The sequence below is a fragment of the Flavobacterium glucosi genome, assembly GCF_048286535.1.
In the GTDB taxonomy this organism is placed as follows: domain Bacteria; phylum Bacteroidota; class Bacteroidia; order Flavobacteriales; family Flavobacteriaceae; genus Flavobacterium.
Genome location: NZ_JBLVPK010000001.1, coordinates 590,809 through 613,240, shown reverse-complemented (window position 1 = coordinate 613,240; position 22,432 = coordinate 590,809). Strand labels below are relative to the sequence as shown.

Below are 22,432 nucleotides of genomic sequence, written 5' to 3'. Positions count from 1 at the left end.
AGTTTTTTCACAAAGAAGACAAAAGGTTGACTTAGAATTTTTAATTATATTTTCTGTGGTCTTTGTGCTTTCTTTGTGAACTTTGTGGTTAAATAAAAAATTAAAAATCAAATTTATAGTTCACGCCTAAAATCACCTGAAAACCCTGAACTGGAAAATTCAACCATTTTTGGTACGCATTATTAGTGATATTATTGGCTCTTGCAAAAGCAGTCAATCGGTCGCTGTATTTGAATCCAACATTTGCATTTACATCAAAATAAGATTTTAAAGTAAAAGGACCCGGCTGAACTACATATACTAAGTCGGTATTTACCTGAAAATCTTTTCGCTCGCCTACGTAAAACACATTTGCACCAGCGAACCATTTCTCCGTTATATTAAAATCAAGATTTGAACTTATTTTTATAGTAGGCAGATTCCAAGCTTCCTGCTCAAAATCATTGGTATATTTACTGAAAGTCCCGTTGATCCCAAAAGACACAGCTGAAGAAAAATCAGCTTTTAATTCTCCGTAAAAACGTAATGTTTTCATATCATCATACACCACTTGAAAGGAATTTCCATACCCATAATCAGCATTGCTCGCATTTTCAGTATAATCATTGCTTCTAAACAAGGCTTTATTTCTTTCGTTTGCATACGAAGCTTTAATATTATAACTCACATTGTTCGTTAATTTACCTTTTAATCCGGCAAAAACATCATACTGTTTGTCTGTTGGCGCAATATTTAATGTTGGCGATAAAAAAGGATTTTCATTAACAAAATCCATATAGGAGTTTTGTTCCAAATTTCCTTCGGCTCCAGCATAAAAAATCATCAAATCACCCACCACTTTGTAAGAAGCATTGAACTGCGGATACACTAGAAATTTATTATTGCTGTTTACATTATCCAAACTATAAAATAAACCAGCTCCAATATTCAGCGTCCAATCCTCTTCCTGCATTACAAAGCTAGGAACAATTCCAAAATTTGTAAAGCCATATTTGACAAGCTCTGTATTGGTATTTGAATAATTTTTCTTGAAACTACCTCCTACATAATCTACGATTATATTTGTTTTTACAGCACTTTCCAATACATCAAATTCTAGCGATGGTTTTGCATAAAATCGATTTTCAGAAGATCCGAAAGCATCTGAAAAATGGTTGTATTTCAAACTTGCTTTGTTCAAAATACTTTCGTTAAACACAACATTTCCGCCTAACGATATCGTACCGTAAGTTTGCTGCGGATTAATTCTGTTAATTAAATTCGTTCTGTCTTGAGGAGTCAAAGTGCTTCCGAAATTTTCAGGTAATCCGTACCAATTATAAATTTGGTTTTGATACCCCAGATCCACATTCCACGATACATTTTTTTGATTGGAGCCATACATCAAGTCTAGCGATGTGTCATAAAAACGATCTTCTAATGCTACATTTTGGATTCCGCCTTCAGACGAATGATGACGAAACATTCCACCAACATAATCCGTATCATTAAGATCATGATTCACGAATAATTCTCCTATAAAGGTTCCGTAATTTCCAACCCCAAAAGTGGCGTAATTTTTAAACAAATGTGCTTGTTTTTCTTTCTCTACCCCTTCTGCTTTCCCTTTGGATGGTGTAAAAGTCGAAGCTACCGGAAAAGAGAAAATAGTATATTTTATATTTTCTTTCTTGGCATTTCCTTCATCATCGAGTTCCGGAATTTCTTTGACTTTGAAAGCGTCTGAAATTTTTGGCGTATATGGTTTTACAACATTCACAGTTTCTGTACCTATTTGCTCTTTCTTTTGTGCAAACGAAAATTGGGAAAGTAAAAGAAATAAAATCCCCACCCCAACCCTCCCCGAAGGAAAGGTAGCCGTAAACGTTGCTGTATTATTTGTGAATGATTTTATGTTTAATTTAAATGTCATGTTTTATTTTTTTTACTTCTTATTTATAACTCTTACCCTGTAATTTAAACTTCCCATTCCCCTTTTGCAATGAATTGCGTTTTCCCTCCAATTTTTATAACAAAATGATTTTCAGCTACTTTTCCATCAAAATAAATTTGAGAAGATCTGTTTATAAAATCGCCCTGATGATTGATAATTTGAATTTCTGGCGCATTATATTTTAACAGAAAAGCCTGTAAACAAGTGCTTGCACTTCCCGTTGCTGCATCTTCAATAAGTTGATTATTTTCAACACACAGCATTCTGCTAATGAGTTTTTCATCTTCTAAACAATAGAAATATAACGCTCTATGATTGGTTTTACAATGCCCGCGCAACCATTCGTCCGTTTTAACCTTGTCGAGAATTAAATTTTCCAATGCTTTTTTATTTTTAAGAGGAACAATTACAAAAGCACTTCCTGTAGTCACTTCCTGAATGGGAAATGCATCATCAAAATCAGCAGGGTTTAAATTGCTGAAGGTTAAAAAATCTTCTGCTGAAAAAGTATCCAAAAACTGGGGTTGAGCCGACTGTAACCAAACCAAATCTCCCGATTGATGCACTGGAATTTCACCAATTGGAACCGATAACGTAATTTTTTCAGGCTGATTTTCAAATATGGTGTTCATCAAAACCCACGATGTCCCTATGATTGGATGTCCTGCAAACTTCATTTCGTACTCTGGAGTAAAAATTCTAATTTCTGCGAAGCTATTTTCAGCGTCAAGCTTAGTTATAAAAGTGCTTTCCGCAAAGTTGATTTCACGGGCAATTTTTTGCATCTGTTCGTCACTTAAGCCTTCAGCCTCTAAAAAAACAGCCAATTGATTGCCTGCATATTTTTTCTCTGTAAAAACATCAACGATGTAAAAAGGTAGATTCATTCTCTTTGTTTTTTGGCTTTCGATTATTTTAAAAATTTCATGCCCATTCTTCTTTTTTCTTAATCTAATTCTACGCCTTCTTTACTTAGTAATTGATGAATTTGTTTTGGATTCTTCAGCTTTTATTATATCCAATTCTTTTTGCGCATCTGAAACTACATCCTGAAAATCAGTAAAGTTTTGAATTACATTTTCTAAAATATAGGTTGCTTGGTAGCTGTCTTTCAGTCCGTAAAAGTTTTTCGCCATCAATACTAATCCTTTGGCTCCAAAATATTTATAGCTGGAATAACTCTTCGCTAATTTTTGAACTGCAACATTTGAAGATTCAAATTTTGCGTCTTTATTTTTAAAATAAGCGTCATAATACAAGGCTTCAGCAGCTAATTCTCCTTTGGCAATCGTCATTAATTTTGCATAGGCAACTTTCGCTTTTGCTTCATCACCTGTTTCAATTGCTGCACGTGCAATGATAATCTGCGCATCGCTTTTTACATTATCATCTGTTTTAGGATTGATCAAAACCTTCTCGGCATAAACACCTGAATTCGGATAATCTTTCTTATCGTAATACAATTTCATCAAATTCGATTGCGCAAAAGTTTTATTCTGAGAAATATCCGCTTCGTTTTCTAAACGGGATAAAACCGGAATAGCTTTCTCATACTCTTTGTTTTTAAGGAAAATTTGAGCCAATCGTGACAACGATTGTTCTGTAAATTCACTTCTGGATTGTGCAATCACGTATTCATAATTAGGAATCGATTTACTCTCTGATCCATCAGAAAAATACAATTGAGCCAAATAATAATTAGCCTGTAAAGCATGAATTCCTCGAGAAAACTGATTTATATAACTACTAAATCCTGCAATTGCCTGCTTGACATTATTCTGTTGAAATTGTTTTTCAGCGGCTTCATACGTATCATTATCAAGTTCTGCATCAGTCACCGCGACGAAATCCAATGTACGAACCCATGTTGCATACTCATCCACTCTGCCATTATCCACATAAATCAATCGAGCAGTGGCTACCGCTGCTAAAGCTTCTGGAGTTCTAGGAAAATCAGCGGCTACTTTTTTAAATTTTAATAATGCCTGCTCGTCTTTATCTGTGTTATAATACACTAATCCCTGACGCAAAATAGATCTGGAAGTAAAAGAACCTTTTTTAAATTCAGTATTTAAACGGTCATACGTTTTTACGGCAAGATCATTTTTATTCTCGGCAACATACGTATTTGCCAATTCAAAAAGCGCATCGTCTCTGTATTCTGATTTTGGATACAATTGTAAAAAAGCATTTAGCTCCTCCATTTTTTTATCGTTTTTAGCCATAAATCCATAAGAAATTGCCTTTTGGAAATACGCATAATCTGCGTCTACACTTTTAGACTCGATCACTTTAGTATACGCTTCCATTGCAGGACCGTATTTTGAAGTTACAAAACGGCAATCCGCCAAACGCAAATAGGAATCATCCAAACGTACTTTATCTGAAGGTGCTTTTTCTATTTGTTTTTGGAAATAATCCCCTGCTTGCTCGTATTCTTTCAATTTAAAATACGTGTAAGCAATATTGTAATTACTGTTTTTAAATTCCGGTGTAGTTGCCGCTTGGTTTGCACCAATGAATTGCTTGAAACTCAGTAACGCCTCTTTGAAATCATTCAAAACATATTCCGTTTCGCCTTGCCAGAAAGTAGCACGAGCCGTAAAAATCGCATCTTTTTGTTCACTTACGGATTTCGTAAACATTTTCAATGCTTCCGGATAATTCTCATCGGTGTACAATTCTAACCCTCTATAAAAAAGCACTTTTTGGTACGCTAATTTATTTTCCGGTGCTTTATTTTTTTCCAATAAAACTATAGCTTCTTTGTAGTTTTTAGAAGAAATATAAGAATCTATCAATAATTTTTCCACCTCAGAACGGCTTGCATTATCTGGATATTTATTCAAGAAAGCTTGCAAAACTGCTGGTACACTTTGGTATGAATTCCCTAATTCATAACTCAATTTAGCATAATTCAAACTGGCATCTTCCTGAATGGCCAAATCAAATTCCATTTCCGAAGCATTTTTGAAAGCATTCAAAGCTTGTTGTTTTTTATCGGTATTCAGGTAACTTTCTCCCAAATGATAATAGGCATTTTGCGCTACGAAATCTTTCCCTCCAATAATTTTATTAAACTGAGAAATTGCGTTTTCATAGTCTTTTTGCTTGTAATAGGCATATCCCAACTGATAAAAATCCGTATTATTCCATTTCCCTTTTTTACCTTTATAATCTACTAAATATGGAATTGCTTTATCATATTGCTTCAAATTGAAATAGCTTTCGCCAATGATTTTACTCAGTTCTGATTTTTCTAAAGGAGTAGATTTAGCCATCGCTTTCTGCCCTAAATCAATTGCTTTTTGGAAATCACCAAGTTTAAAATTCATATCCGCCTGATAATACGAAAGCTTTTCTTTGTACTTTTCTTCGCCTGAAACTTCGTCAAAATACTTTGTTGCCTGTTTGTAATCATCCCCTTCGTACGCCATAAATCCCAAATAATACTTAGCCTGAGAACCATATTCGGCAGAATTAACGACTTTATTTAAATACACTGTAGCTTCCTTTTTATTTTTGGCGTTAAAAAAACTATAGCCTTTCTGGAAGTTAAATTTATCTTGATCGTTTCTGCTCAAACTACTTTCATCCACTTTATCAAACCATTGTAACGCTTGCGGATAATTCCCTTGGCTAAAATGATAATGTGCCACTTCAATATACGCTTGGTTTTGTTTTACGCTCGTAGGATAATCCAAAACAAATTGCTCCATCAATCCATCCGCATTCGCCTGATTGGTTCGAATGGCACAATTTGCAGCATAATACGCGCAATCTGATTTTAGCTCTTCAGTAGTCGCCGTTTCCTTTACTTTATTAAAAATTAGTTGCGCCGATGCATATTGCGCGTCTTTAAACAAAGAAACCGCTTTATTGAAATCTTTCGAATCGTGCGTGTAAATGGTTGATTTTTGTGCCGAAATAGTGGCCGTTATAATAAAAATTGGAATAAAGAAGAGCCAAGAAATTTTACGCATTGTGATTTTATTTTAATAATTCAAATGTATCATATTCTGAACTCTATAACGAATCGTTATTGGCTTTTATTATGAACATTTTTTTTAACACCGTAGAATTCACCTTTACAGGCCCTACTATTCAACGCTGTAAATGCCGCTACTTTCCCCTATTATTTATAATTATCAGAATTCTATCTAATTGAATAGAATTTATTTTGAATAGAACCGTTATCTTATTACTTTTACCCAATAAACAAATGCAAATTATGTCACAATCCGTACTGTCTTTAAAAAATGTAAATATTTATCAAGAAGGAAAATCTATTTTAACAGAGGTGAACTTGGAGGTAAAACATGGTGAATTCCTATACATCATTGGAAAAACAGGTTCCGGAAAAAGTAGTTTGATGAAAACCTTATATGCTGATTTACCTTTAACAGAAGGAGAAGGAAACATTGTAGATTTTGATTTAGCCACTTTAAAAGAAGATGACATTCCGTTTTTGAGAAGAAAGATTGGAATCGTTTTTCAAGATTTCAAATTATTGCCAGACAGAACTGTAAAAGACAATATGTTATTTGTTCTAAAAGCTACAGGCTGGATTGACAACGTAGAAATGCAGAATAAAATGGATGAAGTTTTAGACAAAGTGGGTATGAAAGAATTTGGCAATAAAATGCCACATCAACTTTCAGGCGGTGAACAGCAGCGTGTTGCCATAGCCAGAGCTTTACTGAACGACCCCGAATTAATCCTGGCTGATGAACCAACTGGGAACCTTGATCCACAAACAAGTGCCGAAGTATTGGAAGTCTTAAAGAAGATCAATGCTAACGGAAAAACCATCATTATGGCGACACACGATTATGCATTATTGATGAAATTCCCTTCGAAAACATTGAAATGCGAAGATGCAAAAATCTTTGAAGTAGTTCAGAGAACGGCATAATGCTTTCCATTCTTGTTCCAATATACAATTACAATGTTTATCCTCTTGTTTTAGAGTTACACAAACAATGTATGGATTGCGGAATAGATTTTGAAATTCTATGTCAAGACGATGCTTCAAAATCAAGTTTAAATGCATGTAATGAAAATGTAAACGCAGTATCAAATTGCAGTTTTGTATCCTTAAAAGAAAATCTAGCGCATCGAGAAAACAGAAATTCACTCGCTGAGCAAGCAAAATTTGATTATTTGCTTTTTATCGACGGAGACTCTATAATTATTCATGATCATTACATAAAAAAATACATTGACAATCTTCATGATTTTGATGTTGTTTATGGCGGCAGGTTGCATCCTGAAAAATGTCCTTCCGACAACCAAAAACTACGTTGGGAATATGGAAGATGTATTGAGGATAAATCTGCGGTACACCGAAAGAAAAAACCGTATCAATCGTTACTTTTTAATAATACCGTGATTAAAAAAGACTGTTTTGATAAAGTAAAATTTGATGCCAACAAGAAAAAATACGGTCATGATGACACCCAACTTTCATATCAGTTGAGTCTGTTAAAAGTTAAAGTAAATCAGATTGAAAATCCTGTTGAACACGGCGAAATTGACACAAACTTGGTTTATATGAACAAAACCAAAGAGTCCTTAGAAAATTTGATTTCGCTGTACAAAGAAGAAAAAATTGCTGTTGAGTTTGTAAAGCTTATTCAATTGTATCATTTTTTGAAACAAACAAAATGCACTTTTATCATTTCAAAAATACATTCGGTTTTTGAAAAATATCAGCTGCGAAATTTAACCGGTAAAAATCCTAATTTATTCCTTTTTAATTGGTTTCGGATAGGTTATTTATGCTCGATAAATGATAAAAAATTAATTCTTTTTCATTCCAATAAATAATTGATTCCAGGTTTCCATAATAGCATCGATATGGTATTTTTCGCTAGATAACTTTGCCTTTTTACCCATTTCTCTTCTTAATGTCGCATTTTCGATTAAAGTCTCAATTGCTTTTACATAATCTGATTCGCTACCGTTTTCGATCAAAAAACCATCTTCATTTTGAGATAAAATTCCTCTTGGTCCACACGGACAATCATAAGCAATACAAGGCAATCCAGAAGCCATTGCCTCAATTAAGACCATTCCAAAACCTTCAAATCGAGACGTCATCAGATAAAATGAAGCCTCTAAATATTTCTCGTTAATATTCTGAACCGGTTCATAAAAAATAATATTGTCCGAAATGTTCAGATTTTCAGCTAACAATCGTAAATTACTATTTTCAGATGATTTCCCATAAATTTCCAATATCCATTCTGGGTGTTTCTCAACCACTTTTTTCCAGATTTGTACCATTCTGTCAAATCCTTTTTCATACGTATGCCGACCAACTGCAATACCTTTTTTATTTTCTAAAGTACTTGATTTTTCGGAAATAAACCATAAAGGATTTGGAATGACAATTGCATTATTTATTTCCCATTCTGCAATGCTTTCGCTCGTTTCCACAACAAATCGATTGTATTTCTTTATCCCGATTTTTTTTAAAAGAGAAATATAATTAGACGCAACTTTAGTCAAAATATTTTTATCTGATTCTCTTTCTTCAATAAACTTGGAACTGTGCATTTCTAACACAAGAGGAACTTTATTTTTTAAAATAAAAGGTATCAAATACGCTTTTAGGCCATTGTCACAAACAATAATAACATCTGGTTGAATTGCTTTAATTCTACTTTTTAACCCTTTCGCAAAAGAATTAAGAAACTGAAATAAGTTCCCTTTCAATAGCAAATCGTGAAAAATAATATTAGAATTAAAAGAATAAAACAAAGGAAAATGTCCGTCGTTCTGAGTCAGAATATGAACTTCATATCCCAATTTTTCAATGAGATAATTGGCTTTTACAGAAAGCACTCGGGCTACACCGCCTTCGTTATTTATGTTGGGAACAAGGTATAAAAGTTTCATTTTTTAGAAATCAAAAATTCATCAAAATCCCGAATATAATCTTCTTCATCGAATACATCAGATGCCAAAACCAAACAAACTGCTCCAGAAGAAAAATTTTCTAATTCCCTCCAAATGTGATTTTCTATAAATAATCCTTTATCAGGTTTATTCAATGTAATTGTTTTGACTGAACTTCCGTTCTTTAAAACCACATCAAAACTTCCTGAAATGGCTATCAATATTTGTTGGAGATTTTTATGGGAATGTCCGCCTCGTTTTGAAGAACTTGGAATATCGTATAGATAATAAACTCTTTTTATATCGAAAGGAATGGAACCGTTTTCCATTACTGCAATGTTTCCTAAGGCATTTTCTATTTTTGGAATGTCAATTATTCTTACATTCATAATTTTAATTTTGTTGTATTAAAAGAACCTTCCATTTTCATCAGTTCTAACCATTGCTGACCAATTGTTTCCAGTAAAAAAGGCTTTATGCTTTCTAAAGCATTTTTCTTGCAATGCAGATATAAAGATTCATCTGACTCTAATAAATTCATTGCTTCTGTAAGTTTTTGCAAGTTTTGATTTTCTACTAAAATCCCATTTATTTTATCCTTAATAATTACACTTGGTCCACAGGGACAATCAAATGCTATAACGGGAGTTTCACATGCTAAAGCTTCTAACAGAACATTGGCAAATCCTTCGTTTTTACTCGATAATACGAGAAATTTAGCTTTAGAAATATACTTAAAAGGATTGTTTTGGTATCCTAAAAAATGTACATATTCTAAAACTCCATTTGCTTCTGCTATACTTTTCAATGGGCTTTTATTGCCTTTTCCCAGTATTATAAGATGAATATTTTTTTTAGGTAAAATTGAATTTACATAACTCAATATTAACTTATCAAACTGCTTTATTGTACTCTCATATTGACCTATCGCTATGATATAATCAAATTCAATGTCAATAGATTCCGTGCACTTTTCGTTAACTTCCTCTAGATTTACCGGATTAGAAATAGTAACTACGTTTTTTAAATTATGTTTTTGCTCCATCAACTCCTTCATTTCTGCCACAATAGCGACATTCGCATAACAATGATTGTACATAAACCTAGTTAACAAAGAGTTGTTGGGCATATAATGATCTATCAAAAAACTATGAACTGTAAATATCGTTTTTGTATTATAAATCAATCGTGACAAAATTAATTCCTGAATAGGTTTAATTCTAAAACGAAAATCTATTATATAATCAAAATTATTTGCATTTAAACAATTTCGCAATGCAGTCAATCGCTTGTATTTATTGATAAATCCATTTTTATTGTCTTTCAACAACCCTAAATTGACAAGCCTCCCAGAATACGGATACGATACTTCATCTAAAATAATGATGTTACAAACGTCTATTCCCATTTTATCAAAAAAAATCGACAACGTAGCCATAACTTTTTCGCTTCCTCCTCCACTTAACCGATACCCAATTAAAGCAATTTTATACTTAAAGTTTTGTTTTATCATTGCTGATTGCATATTTTCGTTACAAATATACTATTCATGCGAATTTTACTTATCGGAGAATATAGTCTTTTACACAATTCTTTGAAGGAAGGGTTAGTTCAACTTGGACATGAAGTAATTTTAGCAGCAAATAGTGATGGTTTCAAAAACTATCCCGTTGATTTAGATTTTGAAGCCAAATGGAGTAAATTTAAGTTAATTAATATAGTTAGACAAATTATTTATCGCCTTTTTAATTATGACTTTGCGACTTTAGAATATGGAATTCGGTTTTATTTTTTGCTTCCAAAATTTAAAAATTTCGACGTAATTCAGTTCATTAATGAAGCGCCTATAAAAACAACAAAGAAATTAGAACTTTTCTTGATTAAGAGAATTTTCGAATTAAATAAAAGAGTTTTTATTTTGTCCTGCGGCGCTGATTATTTGAACATGAAATTCGATATAGAAAACAAAACCAAAAAATCGATTTTACAACCCTTTTTTCTTAATCCAAAACTAACCAAAGAGTTTGATCCATTATTTGAATATTTAAAAGAAAATCATAAAAAAATACACGATTTTATTTTGGAAAAATGCAGTGGAATAATCGCCACCGATTTTGATTATGTTGCTGCCGTAAATAAAAGTTCGAAATATTCCGGTTTTATTCCATACCCAATTAATCATACTAAATTAATGTTTCAGCAATTGAACATTGAAAATAAAATCGTAATTTTTCTTGGCATAAATGAATGGAGCTACAATCAAAAAGGCATTCCTTATTTTGAAAAAGCACTTGAAATTATAAAAATAAAATACGGAAACAGAGTTGAAATAATTAGCACAAAAACAGTTCCGTATCCCATTTATATCGATTTATACAACAAAGCACATATTTTATTAGACCAAAATTTTAGTTGCGACCAAGGATATAATGCACTGGAAGCCATGGCAAAAGGAAAAGTTGTATTCACTGGTGCCGAAACAGAGTTTGTACAACATTATAATATATCCGAACGAGTGGCTGTAAATGCTTTGCCGGATGTGAATTATTTAGTGACAGAATTGTCATTTTTGATTGAAAATCCTGAAGAAATTAGAGCAATTGGCAAACGGGCAAGAGCATTTGTGGAGCAAGAACATGATTATATAAAAATTGCTAATCATTACTTAGAAACTTGGAATAAAGCTTAATTTTTTATCTAAAAAACTAAAACAAACTCTTCCTGAAATAAACAACCAACACTAACAAATAAATAAAATTATCAAAAGCTTGAGCCATTACAACTCCTTGAATTCCATGTAAATCAACTAAATAAATACTTAAAAAATATAAAACGAGAAGTGAAAACAACTCTGAAACTATAAATGCTACAGTTAATTTTTTTGCAAAAAACTGATACCCTAAAATCAAAGACGCTACTTTTAGAACATCCCCTGCCAACTGCCAAAAAAACAAAGTCGTTACCGGTAGAAAAGCATGGGTAAAAAGTAGATTAACGATAAAAAATCGTAAAAAGTAAAGCACCGCTAATACTATTATGAAAACAGGTACAATATTTTTGAAATAACTCCAAAAAACACGTTTTGTCTCCAGATTGTTTTTGGCGACAGCCAATTTCGGCAAAAAATAAACAGTCAAAATTGTAGTAACAAACAACATATAATACGTCGAAATGCGTGTCATTGTTTCCCAAAAACCGGCTTGTTCCAGTCCAATATTCTGGATAACATGATTTCGGATTAATAAATACACCAAAGGTCCTAAAACTGTTGAAACCAAAGCCATTAAAGAATAAGACGATAGGTTTTTTACCACTTGATAATCAAACTGATACATCCGAATTGTTTTAAAAAAGTTGATTTCCTTGTTTACGTAATAAAATGTCACAAAAAACAATAAAGCAGGAGATAGTACTAATGACAGTAATGCTCCTAAAGTTTGATAGTTGAAAATCATACCAATAGAGACCAATAAACCAATGGCATTCCCTATTATATTGACCCAAATAACTCTTTTGAATTGCCCTAAACCATTAAGTACAGACAACAAAAAAACAGAAATCGCGTACCAAGGCAAAGCCAAAGCCAATGCTTTGAAAACAATCGCATACTCAAAATTATTTCCAAATATTTGACGGTTCCAATAAGACGCAAAAAAGTATAAGACGCCACTTAAAACAGTCGCAATACATACCAAACTAATAAAAACTGTGGTAATTATTTTTTTAAGCTGATTCTCATTTTTATCGTTTTCAGCAACATATTTTATAATTCCGTTTTGAAAACCTAAAGTCGAAATGCCTTCTAAGGAAGTTAAAAAATTCCTCAAATTACCAACTAAAGCCATTCCGCTTGGACCTACAAAAACAGCCAATAATTTTGAAGTGATTAACCCAATTCCAATTTTTAAAATAACACTTAAACTATTTAAAGACGTAATCTTAAACAACTGTGTCTGTGCTATTTTTTTAATAAATTCCAATTTAGTATTTATTTAAAACTGCAACAATAAAACTCACCTCATCCATTGTCAAGACTGGGCTTATAGGCAAACTCAACACTTCATCATGAATTTTTTGGGTTATTGGAAAAGACAAATGATTCCATAATGATAACGCTTTTTGATTGTGAGGCGCAACGGGATAATGTATTACCGTTTGAATATTATTCTGATGTAAATAGTTTTGCAACTCTATTCTGTTTTGGGTTCGAATGACAAACAAATGAAAAACATGATTATTTGATAAATCCCAATTTGGCAATCGTATTTTATCATTTTTAATTTCAGACAAATAGCGTTTTGCAATTACTCTACGTCGTTGATTTTCAATATCTAAATGGGGCAATTTTACATTAAGGAAAGCCGCTTGCAGTTCATCTAATCTTGAATTTATACCTACATAATCATTATAATATTTGGTTTCAGAACCGTAATTACGCAACGATTGAATGACCTTAGCCAACTCCGAATCACTTGTAGTAACTGCTCCTCCATCGCCCAATGCACCTAGATTTTTCCCAGGATAAAAACTAAAAGCCGCCGCATTCCCAAGGTTTCCGGCTCTCAAAAAAAGTCCTTTTACTGCGCTCGGGATGACATCTTCAAGACTACGATCTATTGACTGAACACTGAGCCCTGAACACTGAACACTACCATGAGCCTGAGCCGCATCTTCGACAACCAATAAATTATTTGCAACAGCAATTTCATGTATCGCATCCATTTCTGCCAATTGTCCATAAAGATGAACTACTAGAATTGCTTTGGTTTTTGAAGTAATCTTTTGTAAAATTAAATCAGGATTGATGTTGTAGGTTTCTAATTTTGGCTCGACCAAAACAGGAATTAAATCCGCTTGTAAAACAGCCAGAATACTCGCAATATAAGTATTTGCAGGAACAATAACTTCATCCCCTTTTTGCAATTTTCCAAGTTGAATATACCCCTTAAAAATCAAGACTAAAGCATCTAACCCATTTCCAGTCCCGATGCAATATTTGGCACCACAATACTTGGCAAAACTCGCTTCAAATTCCTTGACTTCATTTCCTAAAACATACAAACCATTAGCTAAAACGGCTTTCAGTTTTCCTTGAAAAGCGGTTTCATACGGTTCGTTTATTTTTTTTAAATCAAGAAATGGAATCATTCGGTCAGTCTGTTTTTTGATTTAGTAAAAAAGGAATCTAGCTTTACATAATTTGCCGTTTCAATTTCATAAAAATCATGAACTATGGTACTGGCTCCGAAACTTTCTTTCCAATAAGACAACCCATCATTCAATAATTTTCCTTGCGCTTCATTGGAAATTCCAAAATCAAAAAATCGTTTGTCAGCAAAAGCTTCTTTAATCAAAAAATGATATAAAAAATCTAAACTTCCTAAATTTTCATCTTTTTCATATTTAGAAATGTATTGACAATGCGCAACCGTTTCACTTTCGAAAACAGTCGTTCCAGCCACAATTTTATTGTTATAATACACATTAAACTGCCTGATATTTTTAGGGAAAAGACTTTTCAAAAGGTTCATTTCTGCAATGGAATGAATCGGTTTTGCTCTATGTCTTTCATTCAAGTTTGGAATCAATATCTCATTCCAAAACAGTTCAAAAACCTCTTCTTCTTTGATAACCAAACCCTTTGCAACTCCTTTTTGAATGCCTCTTTTTCTGATTTTTGAAAAATTATTTATCTGTAATAAATCAATCACAGACAAACTATCTCGTCTTACCAATTTGGCTTCAGCCAAAAATAAAGCATACTCAATTTCTTCGGCAGGTTTAGTATGATAAATAGATGGAATCGTTTTCAGATGCAGTTTCTCTATTTTATTGTCATTTAGAAACAACAAAACACACCTAAAAGCATTAATTACAGTTGTCAATTTTGACTTATCACTGTAAACCAAGCCACCATAAGTCAATCCTTGATGCGAAAAAATTTCATTCCTAACTTTATTCGCTGGTACAACTCCAATCCATTTATCCTTATAAAAAACAATCAAGGAATTGTCCTCAAACCGATCTTTGTGGTATTCCATAAAATCACGGTGAAATAAAAAGGTAGCGTTTTTGGCTTGACCAATAAAGGTATTCCAATTTGCATACTCGCTTTCCTGGTATTGTTTGACAGAATAATTTTTCACTATTTGATTTTAGACTTCGTGAAATTAAGCATTTTTTATTTATTCTCTAAAGGTGATAAATACCATTTGAATTTCACCGCCATCAGACGAACCGAAATGATAACTAAGGATGTCACTAAGTATAAAACATCACTTTCTAAATTAAATTCCCGAAGAATAAAGAAAACAATTCCACCAAGAATACAAATTGTTGCATAAATTTCCCTTCTAAAAATAACGGGAATTTCAGTACATAAAATATCTCGAATAACGCCTCCAAAACAAGCTGTCATAGTTCCTAAAGCGACGCAAATGACTGGATGAAGTCCAATATTTATTCCTTTTTCGAGACCTATTAACGTAAAAACACCCAATCCAATAGTATCAAATAAAAATAAAGAAGTGCGCAATCGATCGAATTTTTTCCTAAAAATAATGGCCAATACAAATCCGATGATTATCACATACACATACTTTAAATCCAGCATCCATCCCACAGGAGTTCGCCCAATCATAATGTCCCGCAACGTTCCGCCACCCACGGCAGTTACAAATGCAATAATAAATACACCAAAAGGGTCCATTTTTTTATTCATTGCCGTCAAAGCACCAGACATGGCAAAAGCCATCGTACCGATGATGTCTAATAAATGGAACATGCTATTTTTTTTTGGATTTAAAAATGGATACTAAGATGCTGTTTATTGAATATATTTCAGACAAAATTAAAGAAAATACTCGTGTAACCAACTCCTATTGGCTACATTTAATCCACGCCCATATCAGTAGATAAATATTCGAATCCAAATATAGAAAACTGAATTTTCTCTATGTATCTTTGTTTCCTATAAATTAAATAGTTGTACCTCTTGAAACAAATCACTTCGATACAAAATCCATACATAAAATCTTTAGTGCAATTGCAGGAAAAAGCAAAAGCGCGTAAACAATCCGGAACCTTTTTAATTGAGGGAAAACGTGAAATTTCTATTGCCATTAAAGGCGGTTACGAAATGGAAACGCTGTTGTTTTTACCTGAAATTTGTTCCGAATCCGAAGCCAGTCAATTATCTAAAAATGCCGAACTGATAGAAATCAATAAAGAAGTCTATCAAAAACTAGCGTACAGAGATACCACCGAAGGCATTTTGGCTGTAGCCAAAACCAAATCGTTGCAATTATCTGATTTGAAATTATCCGAAAATCCATTGATTCTTATTGCCGAAGCACCGGAAAAGCCCGGAAACATTGGAGCTTTACTTCGTACCGCCGATGCTGCAAATCTTGACGCGGTACTAATTGCCAATCCAAAAAGTGATTTATACAATCCAAACATTGTGCGTTCCAGCGTAGGGTGTTTGTTTACCAACCAAATTGCAACCGGAACAACGTCAGAAATTATTGCTTTTTTAAAAGAACGAAAAATCAATTTTTATTGTGCGACTTTACAAAACTCGACTTCGTATCACACACAAGATTACACCACCCCAACGGCTTTGGTTGTAGGAACGGAAGCCACCGGATTGACCGAGGAATGGCGAAAACAAGCGACCCAAAATATTATTATTCCAATGCAAGGCGAGATCGATTCCATGAATGTTTCGGTTGCAGCAGCAATCTTGATTTTTGAAGCCAAAAGACAGAGAGGATTTTAGATTTTGGACAGCAAATTTAAAGACAAATCCAAGTTTCTTTCGTTTAAAATTCAAAGATACATTTGCATATCTCCCAACTTATTCTTATTTTTAGGAAATGAACAATGCCGTTATGACAGAAATAGATTTAGAAAAAGAAAACAAGGCGATTGCCCAAGAATATAAAGAATTGCTTCGCATAAGTTACCAAACTTTAACACCAGAAGACAAAAAATTAATCCGGAAAGCATTTGATGTTTCCGTAGAAGCTCATAAAGAGCAACGCAGAAAATCAGGTGAAGCCTACATCTTCCATCCCATTGCTGTGGCAAAAATTGTGGCTTCCGAAATAGGTTTGGGAGCTACATCCATCGCTGCCGCATTATTGCATGATGTTGTTGAAGACACGCCAACTACTATTCAAGATATCGAACGTTTGTTTAATCCTAAAGTGGCTCAAATCGTCGAGGGATTAACCAAAATATCCATGGTTCAAAAGGATTTGAATGCATCATTACAAGCCGAGAATTTCAGGAAAATGATTCTTACACTAAACGATGACGTTCGAGTAATTCTGATCAAACTAGCCGATCGTTTGCACAATATGCAAACTATGGAATCGATGCAGGAAGACAAACAAACTAAAATTGCATCAGAGACTTTGTATATTTACGCTCCTTTAGCACATCGATTGGGTTTATACAACATCAAAACGAAGCTTGAAGATTTAGGGTTAAAATATACTGAACCAGCAGTATACAATGATATTTTAAGTAAAATAAAAGAAACCAAAGAAGAGCAAGATGCTTACATTGCTGATATTACTACGGTTCTAAAAACAGCTTTGGATGAAGAAGGAGTCGAGTACATTATAAAAGGCCGTCCAAAATCCATCTATTCTATTCGTCGAAAAATGAAAGCGCAAAACGTAAGCTTCGACGAAGTATATGATAAGTTTGCTTTGCGCATCGTTTACAAATCAAATCCCCACGACGAAAAATTTCTTGCCTGGAAAATCTATTCTATTGTAACAGATCATTACAGACCTAGTCCAAGTCGATTGCGCGACTGGATTTCGTCACCCAAATCAACAGGTTATGAAGCATTGCATATTACTGTAATGGGACCAAAGGGCCGCTGGGTTGAAGTTCAGGTTCGAAGTGAACGCATGGATGAAATTGCCGAAAAAGGCTATGCTGCACATTACAAATATAAAAATGGCGCTACCGAAGAAAGTGGTCTGGATGTTTGGCTAAATTTACTAAAAGAAGCTTTAGAAAATTCAGAGACGAATGCAGTAGATTTTGTGGAAGATTTCAAAATGAATCTATATTCCAAAGAAATCTTTGTGTTTACCCCAAAAGGAGAAATAAAATCATTGCCAAAAGGTGCCACTTCACTTGATTTTGCTTTCAGCATTCACTCTGAAATAGGAATCAGAACAAGAGGGACACGCGTCAATGGGAAACTAGTTCCTTTGAATTTCGAATTAAAAAGTGGCGATCAGATTGAAGTCATTACCTCCCAACATCAAAAACCTACAATTAACTGGCTGGATTACGTAACTACTTCCAGAGCCAAAACAAAAATAAAAAACGTTTTAAACGAGAATACCAAGAAAATTGGTGAGGAAGGAAAAGAACTCCTTACTCGAAAATTAAAACATTTAAAAATAACGTTAAACGAATCAGTGGTTAATGAATTGGTCAACTTTTTTAAACTAAAAACCAGTTTAGATTTATTTTACAGAGTGGGAATCGGTGCTATTGAAAACCAACAACTCAAAGATTACGCAGCGCAAAAAAGCAATACGTTCATTAATTTTTTCAAAAACAAAATGAAACGTTCGCCAAGTACTGCTAATGAAGACATCCATAAACCAATCATAAGCAGTAATTACGACATGCTGGTTTTTGGAAAAGAACACGACAAACTGGATTATAAATTATCGCCTTGCTGCAACCCAATTCCTGGTGATGATGTATTTGGTTTTGTAACGATCAACGAAGGAATAAAAGTACACAAAAAAGATTGTCCAAACGCCATTGGGATGCAATCCAACTATGCCTACCGAATAATGACAGCCAAATGGATTGACTCTTCACAAGAAGAATTCAAAGCCATCATCAACATAACCGGAATGGATGTTTTAGGACTCACAAACCAATTGACAAAGGTAATTTCGAACAATATGCACGTTAATATTCAGAGTATTTCTTTGAGTACCGATGCAGGAATTTTTCATGGTCAAGTTGCGGTAATTGTTCAAAACAATACCATTTTGAAAAAAATGATCAACAACATCAAAAAAATTGACGGAATTGATAAAGTAACAAGGGTTTATAAAACATAGAAAAAAATCCAGTTTTTAGTTTTAAATCTCAATTTGTTCCACTTGAAACTAAAAAACTTAAAACTAAACAAACCTTAAACTTTATACTTTAAACTAAAAAATTTATCTTTGCTCGCATATGACACTCATTTCCACAGATAACACCAAAAACCAAGAAATTGTAAAAAATGTTTTTACAATGTATCTTGAAAAAAAAGGGCATCGCAAAACTCCTGAACGTTATGCTATCCTTCAGGAAATTTACGATAGCGAAGAACATTTTGATGTAGAGAACCTTTATATTAAAATGAAAAATAAAAACTATCGTGTAAGTAGAGCAACTCTTTACAACACGATTGAATTGCTATTGGACTGTGCTTTAGTGCGTAAACACCAATTTGGGCAAAATCAGGCGCATTATGAAAAATCATATTTTGATAAGCAGCATGATCATATTATAATGACTGATACTGGCGAAGTAATTGAGTTTTGCGATCCAAGAATTCAAAGTATCAAAAAAACAATCGAAGAAATATTCGACATCGAGATTACCAACCATTCCTTATATTTATATGGAATAAAAAAACAAAAATAGTACGGATAACTGACTAGTTGTCCCTTCAATATATCACTAACTACAAATAACAGATAGAATGACCGTAGATTTATTACTAGGATTACAATGGGGAGATGAAGGAAAAGGAAAAATTGTTGATGTTCTGACTTCAAATTATGATATTATCGCTCGTTTTCAAGGAGGTCCAAATGCAGGACATACTTTGGAATTTGACGGAATAAAACATGTTCTTAGAACTATTCCTTCTGGTATTTTTCATAAAACTGCTGTAAACATCATTGGAAACGGAGTAGTAATTGATCCTGTAGTTTTTCAAAAAGAAATTGAAGGTCTTGAGAAATTTAATTTAGACATCAAAAATAAATTAATCATTTCAAGAAAAGCACATTTAATTTTACCAACGCACCGTTTATTAGACGCTGCTTCTGAGGCTTCAAAAGGAAAAGCAAAAATTGGTTCTACATTAAAAGGAATTGGACCTACTTATATGGATAAAACCGGAAGAAACGGTATTCGTGTGGGTGATATCGAATTAGAAGATTTTGCAGATCGTTACAGAGCTTTGGCTGACAAGCATGAAGCAATGATAAAATTCTACGATGTTGCTATCCAATATAATTTAGAAGAATTAGAAAAAGAATTTTTTGAAGCTATCGAAGAACTAAAAAAATTAGATTTCATTGATAGTGAAGAATATTTACACCAAGCTCAAAAAGCTGGTAAATCAATATTATGTGAAGGTGCTCAAGGTTCCTTATTGGACGTTGATTTTGGAACGTATCCATTTGTAACTTCATCAAATACTACTGCTGCCGGTGCCTGTACCGGTTTAGGGATTGCTCCAAATAAAATCAAGGAAGTATACGGAATTTTTAAAGCGTATGTAACACGCGTAGGAAGTGGTCCATTCCCTACTGAACTTTTTGACGAAGATGGTGCAACTATGGCACGTGTAGGAAATGAATTTGGATCCGTAACCGGAAGACAAAGACGTTGCGGCTGGTTAGACTTAGTAGCACTTAAATATGCAGTTCAGGTTAATGGTGTAACGCAACTGATGATGATGAAAGGTGATGTACTTTCAGGATTTGAAACATTGAAAGTATGTACCGAATACAATTATAAAGGAGAGAACATTTCTCATTTCCCTTATAACATCGAGCCAGAAAACGTAACTCCGGTATATCAGGATTTCAAAGGTTGGAAACAAGATTTGACTGGTATGACTACGTATGATGAATTACCGACAGAATTAAAAGAATATATTGCATTCATTGAAAAAGAAGTGGAAGTTCCTATCAAAATAGTTTCTGTAGGTCCAGACAGAAAGCAAACTATTCTGAAATAAGATTACGAAACGCTCTGAAAATTCAGAGCGTTTTTTTTTTAGTTTAAAAAACCAATCCAAGCGAATGAAAAATCCAAGTATCAAAATACAAAAAACTGAATTGCTCTCCGACAACTGGTATCTCTTAAACAAGGTAACTTTTGACTATCAAAAAAAAGACGACTCTTGGATTACCCAAAAAAGAGAAGTCTATGATAGAGGAAACGGCTCCGCTATTTTGCTTTATAACGCACAACAAAAAACAGTTATTTTAACACGTCAGTTTCGCTTGCCGACGTACCTTAACGGAAATGAAACCGGAATGATGATTGAGGTTTGTGCCGGACTTCTGGACCAAGATAATCCAGAGGAATGCATCATTAGAGAAACTGAAGAAGAAACAGGTTACCGCATTTCTAAAGTAAAAAAGGTAATGGAAACCTATATGTCTCCCGGAGCCGTAACTGAAATATTATATCTATTTGTTGCTGAATACGATGAATCCATGAAAGTGAGTGATGGTGGAGGAGTAGCACATGAAGAAGAAAATATAGATGTTATGGAAATGTCTTTTGACGAAGCGTATGCTATGATTGAATCCGGTCACATGCAGGATGCAAAAACCATTATGTTACTACAATATGCCAAAATAAACAATCTTATTTAATGAACAACACCACTAAAGGAGTTTCATTTGCCTTATTCGCAACCATACTTTGGTCCGTAAATATGGTAATTGCCAGTGGGATAAAAGGTCATATTCCTCCTATTGGATTGGCTTTTTGGCGCTGGACAGTTGCTTGTATTGTTTTGGCTCCATTTGCTATAAAAAGTACTTATGAAAATTTAAAAATTGTAAAGAAACACATTCGGTATCTTACGCTTACAGCAGTACTGGGCATCACTATTTTTAATACACTAATTTATTTTGCAGGAAAAACAACAAGCGCAGTCAATCTATCGTTAATTGCCATTTCGATTCCATTATTTATTGTTGTCCTCTCCAGAATTATTTTTAAAGAGAAAGTATCCAATATAAAAATAGTGGGAATTGCAACTATAATCACGGGAGTTTTAGTGCTTATTTCCAAAGGTTCCTTACAAGCATTACTCCATATTAACTTCACCATTGGGGATTTATTGATGTTTGTGGCTTGCTTCTTTTTTGCTTATTATACAATACTAGTACGAAAAAAACCAGGTGAATTAACACCAAAAGTGTTTTTGTTTAGTGTATTTGTAATTGGTACCATTTTACTGTTCCCTTTTTATATGTATGAACACATTTATTATAAAAAAGTAATTTTTGATACTAAAACAGTCTTGGTAACAACATACGTTGGCGTTGGCGCTTCCTTAATTTCATTTTATTTATGGAACGAAGCCATACGACTAATTGGGACCTCAAAAACAGCTTTAATTTATTATTTGATTCCGGTATTCAGTGGGATTCTGGCATATTTTTTTCTAAACCAAGCTATTTTATTGACTCAAATCATAAGTATGGGAATCATTATTTCCGGGTTATTAATTACCAATAAAAAGTAACTATTCCGATTTTTTTACTACTAAATTAATTAGTAATTCTAACAATGAGATTT

General features: G+C 33.4%; 19 protein-coding genes. 9 read left to right on the top strand and 10 right to left on the bottom strand.

The window, feature by feature from the left end:
* Window positions 1-100 precede the first annotated feature (100 nt).
* The 3 genes from ACNQGD_RS02920 to ACNQGD_RS02910 form a co-directional block, all read right to left on the bottom strand.
* Window positions 101-1,912 carry a TonB-dependent receptor gene (locus ACNQGD_RS02920; RefSeq protein WP_417998228.1) on the bottom strand — a complete coding sequence of 604 codons (1,812 nt, stop codon included), beginning with the start codon at window positions 1,910-1,912 and terminating at the stop codon, window positions 101-103.
* A gap of 44 nt (window positions 1,913-1,956) precedes the next feature.
* Window positions 1,957-2,820: a PhzF family phenazine biosynthesis protein gene (locus tag ACNQGD_RS02915; RefSeq protein WP_417998227.1), complete on the bottom strand. Its 864-nt coding sequence runs from the start codon at window positions 2,818-2,820 to the stop codon at window positions 1,957-1,959.
* An 81-nt stretch (window positions 2,821-2,901) separates the two neighbouring features.
* Window positions 2,902-5,916, bottom strand: coding sequence for a tetratricopeptide repeat protein (locus tag ACNQGD_RS02910; protein WP_417998226.1), 3,015 nt, complete (start codon window positions 5,914-5,916; stop codon window positions 2,902-2,904).
* A 248-nt stretch (window positions 5,917-6,164) separates the two neighbouring features.
* On the opposite strand from ACNQGD_RS02910, the gene ACNQGD_RS02905 reads away from it, so the two are divergent.
* Both ACNQGD_RS02905 and ACNQGD_RS02900 read left to right on the top strand, forming a co-directional pair.
* The gene (locus tag ACNQGD_RS02905) at window positions 6,165-6,848 is read left to right on the top strand and encodes a cell division ATP-binding protein FtsE (protein ID WP_417992660.1); all 684 of its coding nucleotides are present in this window, start codon (window positions 6,165-6,167) and stop codon (window positions 6,846-6,848) included.
* Window positions 6,848-7,762 carry a glycosyltransferase family 2 protein gene (locus ACNQGD_RS02900; RefSeq protein WP_417998225.1) on the top strand — a complete coding sequence of 305 codons (915 nt, stop codon included), beginning with the start codon at window positions 6,848-6,850 and terminating at the stop codon, window positions 7,760-7,762. The genes ACNQGD_RS02905 and ACNQGD_RS02900 overlap by 1 nt, the downstream gene beginning before the upstream one ends.
* On the opposite strand, the gene ACNQGD_RS02895 is transcribed toward ACNQGD_RS02900, so the two are convergent.
* The 3 genes from ACNQGD_RS02895 to ACNQGD_RS02885 are packed head-to-tail and all read right to left on the bottom strand — an operon-like array spanning window position 7,736 to window position 10,349.
* Window positions 7,736-8,836: a glycosyltransferase family 4 protein gene (locus ACNQGD_RS02895; RefSeq protein ID WP_417998224.1), complete on the bottom strand. Its 1,101-nt coding sequence runs from the start codon at window positions 8,834-8,836 to the stop codon at window positions 7,736-7,738. The genes ACNQGD_RS02900 and ACNQGD_RS02895 overlap by 27 nt on opposite strands.
* Window positions 8,833-9,225: a sugar 3,4-ketoisomerase gene (locus ACNQGD_RS02890; protein WP_417998223.1), complete on the bottom strand. Its 393-nt coding sequence runs from the start codon at window positions 9,223-9,225 to the stop codon at window positions 8,833-8,835. The genes ACNQGD_RS02895 and ACNQGD_RS02890 overlap by 4 nt, the downstream gene beginning before the upstream one ends.
* Window positions 9,222-10,349 carry a glycosyltransferase gene (locus ACNQGD_RS02885; protein WP_417998222.1) on the bottom strand — a complete coding sequence of 376 codons (1,128 nt, stop codon included), beginning with the start codon at window positions 10,347-10,349 and terminating at the stop codon, window positions 9,222-9,224. The genes ACNQGD_RS02890 and ACNQGD_RS02885 overlap by 4 nt, the downstream gene beginning before the upstream one ends.
* Before the next feature lie 36 nt (window positions 10,350-10,385).
* On the opposite strand from ACNQGD_RS02885, the gene ACNQGD_RS02880 reads away from it, so the two are divergent.
* On the top strand, window positions 10,386-11,525 hold the full coding sequence (locus ACNQGD_RS02880; RefSeq protein ID WP_417998221.1) for a glycosyltransferase: 1,140 nt from the start codon (window positions 10,386-10,388) through the stop codon (window positions 11,523-11,525).
* A 16-nt stretch (window positions 11,526-11,541) separates the two neighbouring features.
* On the opposite strand, the gene ACNQGD_RS02875 is transcribed toward ACNQGD_RS02880, so the two are convergent.
* The 4 genes from ACNQGD_RS02875 to ACNQGD_RS02860 are packed head-to-tail and all read right to left on the bottom strand — an operon-like array spanning window position 11,542 to window position 15,620.
* Window positions 11,542-12,816, bottom strand: coding sequence for an O-antigen translocase (locus tag ACNQGD_RS02875; RefSeq protein WP_417998220.1), 1,275 nt, complete (start codon window positions 12,814-12,816; stop codon window positions 11,542-11,544).
* 1 nt (window position 12,817) lies between these two features.
* Complete coding sequence (locus tag ACNQGD_RS02870) at window positions 12,818-13,984, bottom strand: DegT/DnrJ/EryC1/StrS family aminotransferase (protein ID WP_417998219.1); 1,167 nt, start codon at window positions 13,982-13,984, stop codon at window positions 12,818-12,820.
* The gene (locus ACNQGD_RS02865; RefSeq protein WP_417998218.1) at window positions 13,981-14,982 is read right to left on the bottom strand and encodes a GNAT family N-acetyltransferase; all 1,002 of its coding nucleotides are present in this window, start codon (window positions 14,980-14,982) and stop codon (window positions 13,981-13,983) included. The genes ACNQGD_RS02870 and ACNQGD_RS02865 overlap by 4 nt, the downstream gene beginning before the upstream one ends.
* Before the next feature lie 35 nt (window positions 14,983-15,017).
* Entirely contained in the window at window positions 15,018-15,620 is a 603-nt protein-coding gene (locus tag ACNQGD_RS02860; protein WP_417996727.1) for a trimeric intracellular cation channel family protein, read from the bottom strand.
* Window positions 15,621-15,830: 210 nt separating this feature from the next.
* Here ACNQGD_RS02860 and ACNQGD_RS02855 point away from each other — a divergent pair, with 210 nt between their 5' ends.
* The 6 genes from ACNQGD_RS02855 to ACNQGD_RS02830 all read left to right on the top strand — a co-directional run bounded on the left by ACNQGD_RS02855 (window position 15,831) and on the right by ACNQGD_RS02830 (window position 22,379).
* The gene (locus ACNQGD_RS02855) at window positions 15,831-16,616 is read left to right on the top strand and encodes a TrmH family RNA methyltransferase (protein ID WP_417998217.1); all 786 of its coding nucleotides are present in this window, start codon (window positions 15,831-15,833) and stop codon (window positions 16,614-16,616) included.
* Window positions 16,617-16,728: 112 nt separating this feature from the next.
* Window positions 16,729-18,948: a RelA/SpoT family protein gene (locus ACNQGD_RS02850; RefSeq protein WP_417996729.1), complete on the top strand. Its 2,220-nt coding sequence runs from the start codon at window positions 16,729-16,731 to the stop codon at window positions 18,946-18,948.
* A gap of 118 nt (window positions 18,949-19,066) precedes the next feature.
* Window positions 19,067-19,522: a Fur family transcriptional regulator gene (locus ACNQGD_RS02845; protein ID WP_035670620.1), complete on the top strand. Its 456-nt coding sequence runs from the start codon at window positions 19,067-19,069 to the stop codon at window positions 19,520-19,522.
* A 58-nt stretch (window positions 19,523-19,580) separates the two neighbouring features.
* On the top strand, window positions 19,581-20,852 hold the full coding sequence (locus ACNQGD_RS02840) for an adenylosuccinate synthase (RefSeq protein WP_417992647.1): 1,272 nt from the start codon (window positions 19,581-19,583) through the stop codon (window positions 20,850-20,852).
* Between the two features lie 64 nt (window positions 20,853-20,916).
* Window positions 20,917-21,498, top strand: a complete 582-nt coding sequence (nudK, locus tag ACNQGD_RS02835) for a GDP-mannose pyrophosphatase NudK (protein ID WP_417998216.1) — start codon at window positions 20,917-20,919, stop codon at window positions 21,496-21,498.
* Window positions 21,498-22,379 (top strand): DMT family transporter, encoded by an 882-nt coding sequence (locus ACNQGD_RS02830; RefSeq protein ID WP_417998215.1) that lies wholly within the window; start codon window positions 21,498-21,500, stop codon window positions 22,377-22,379. Before nudK ends, ACNQGD_RS02830 begins: the two co-directional genes overlap by 1 nt.
* Window positions 22,380-22,432 lie beyond the last annotated feature (53 nt).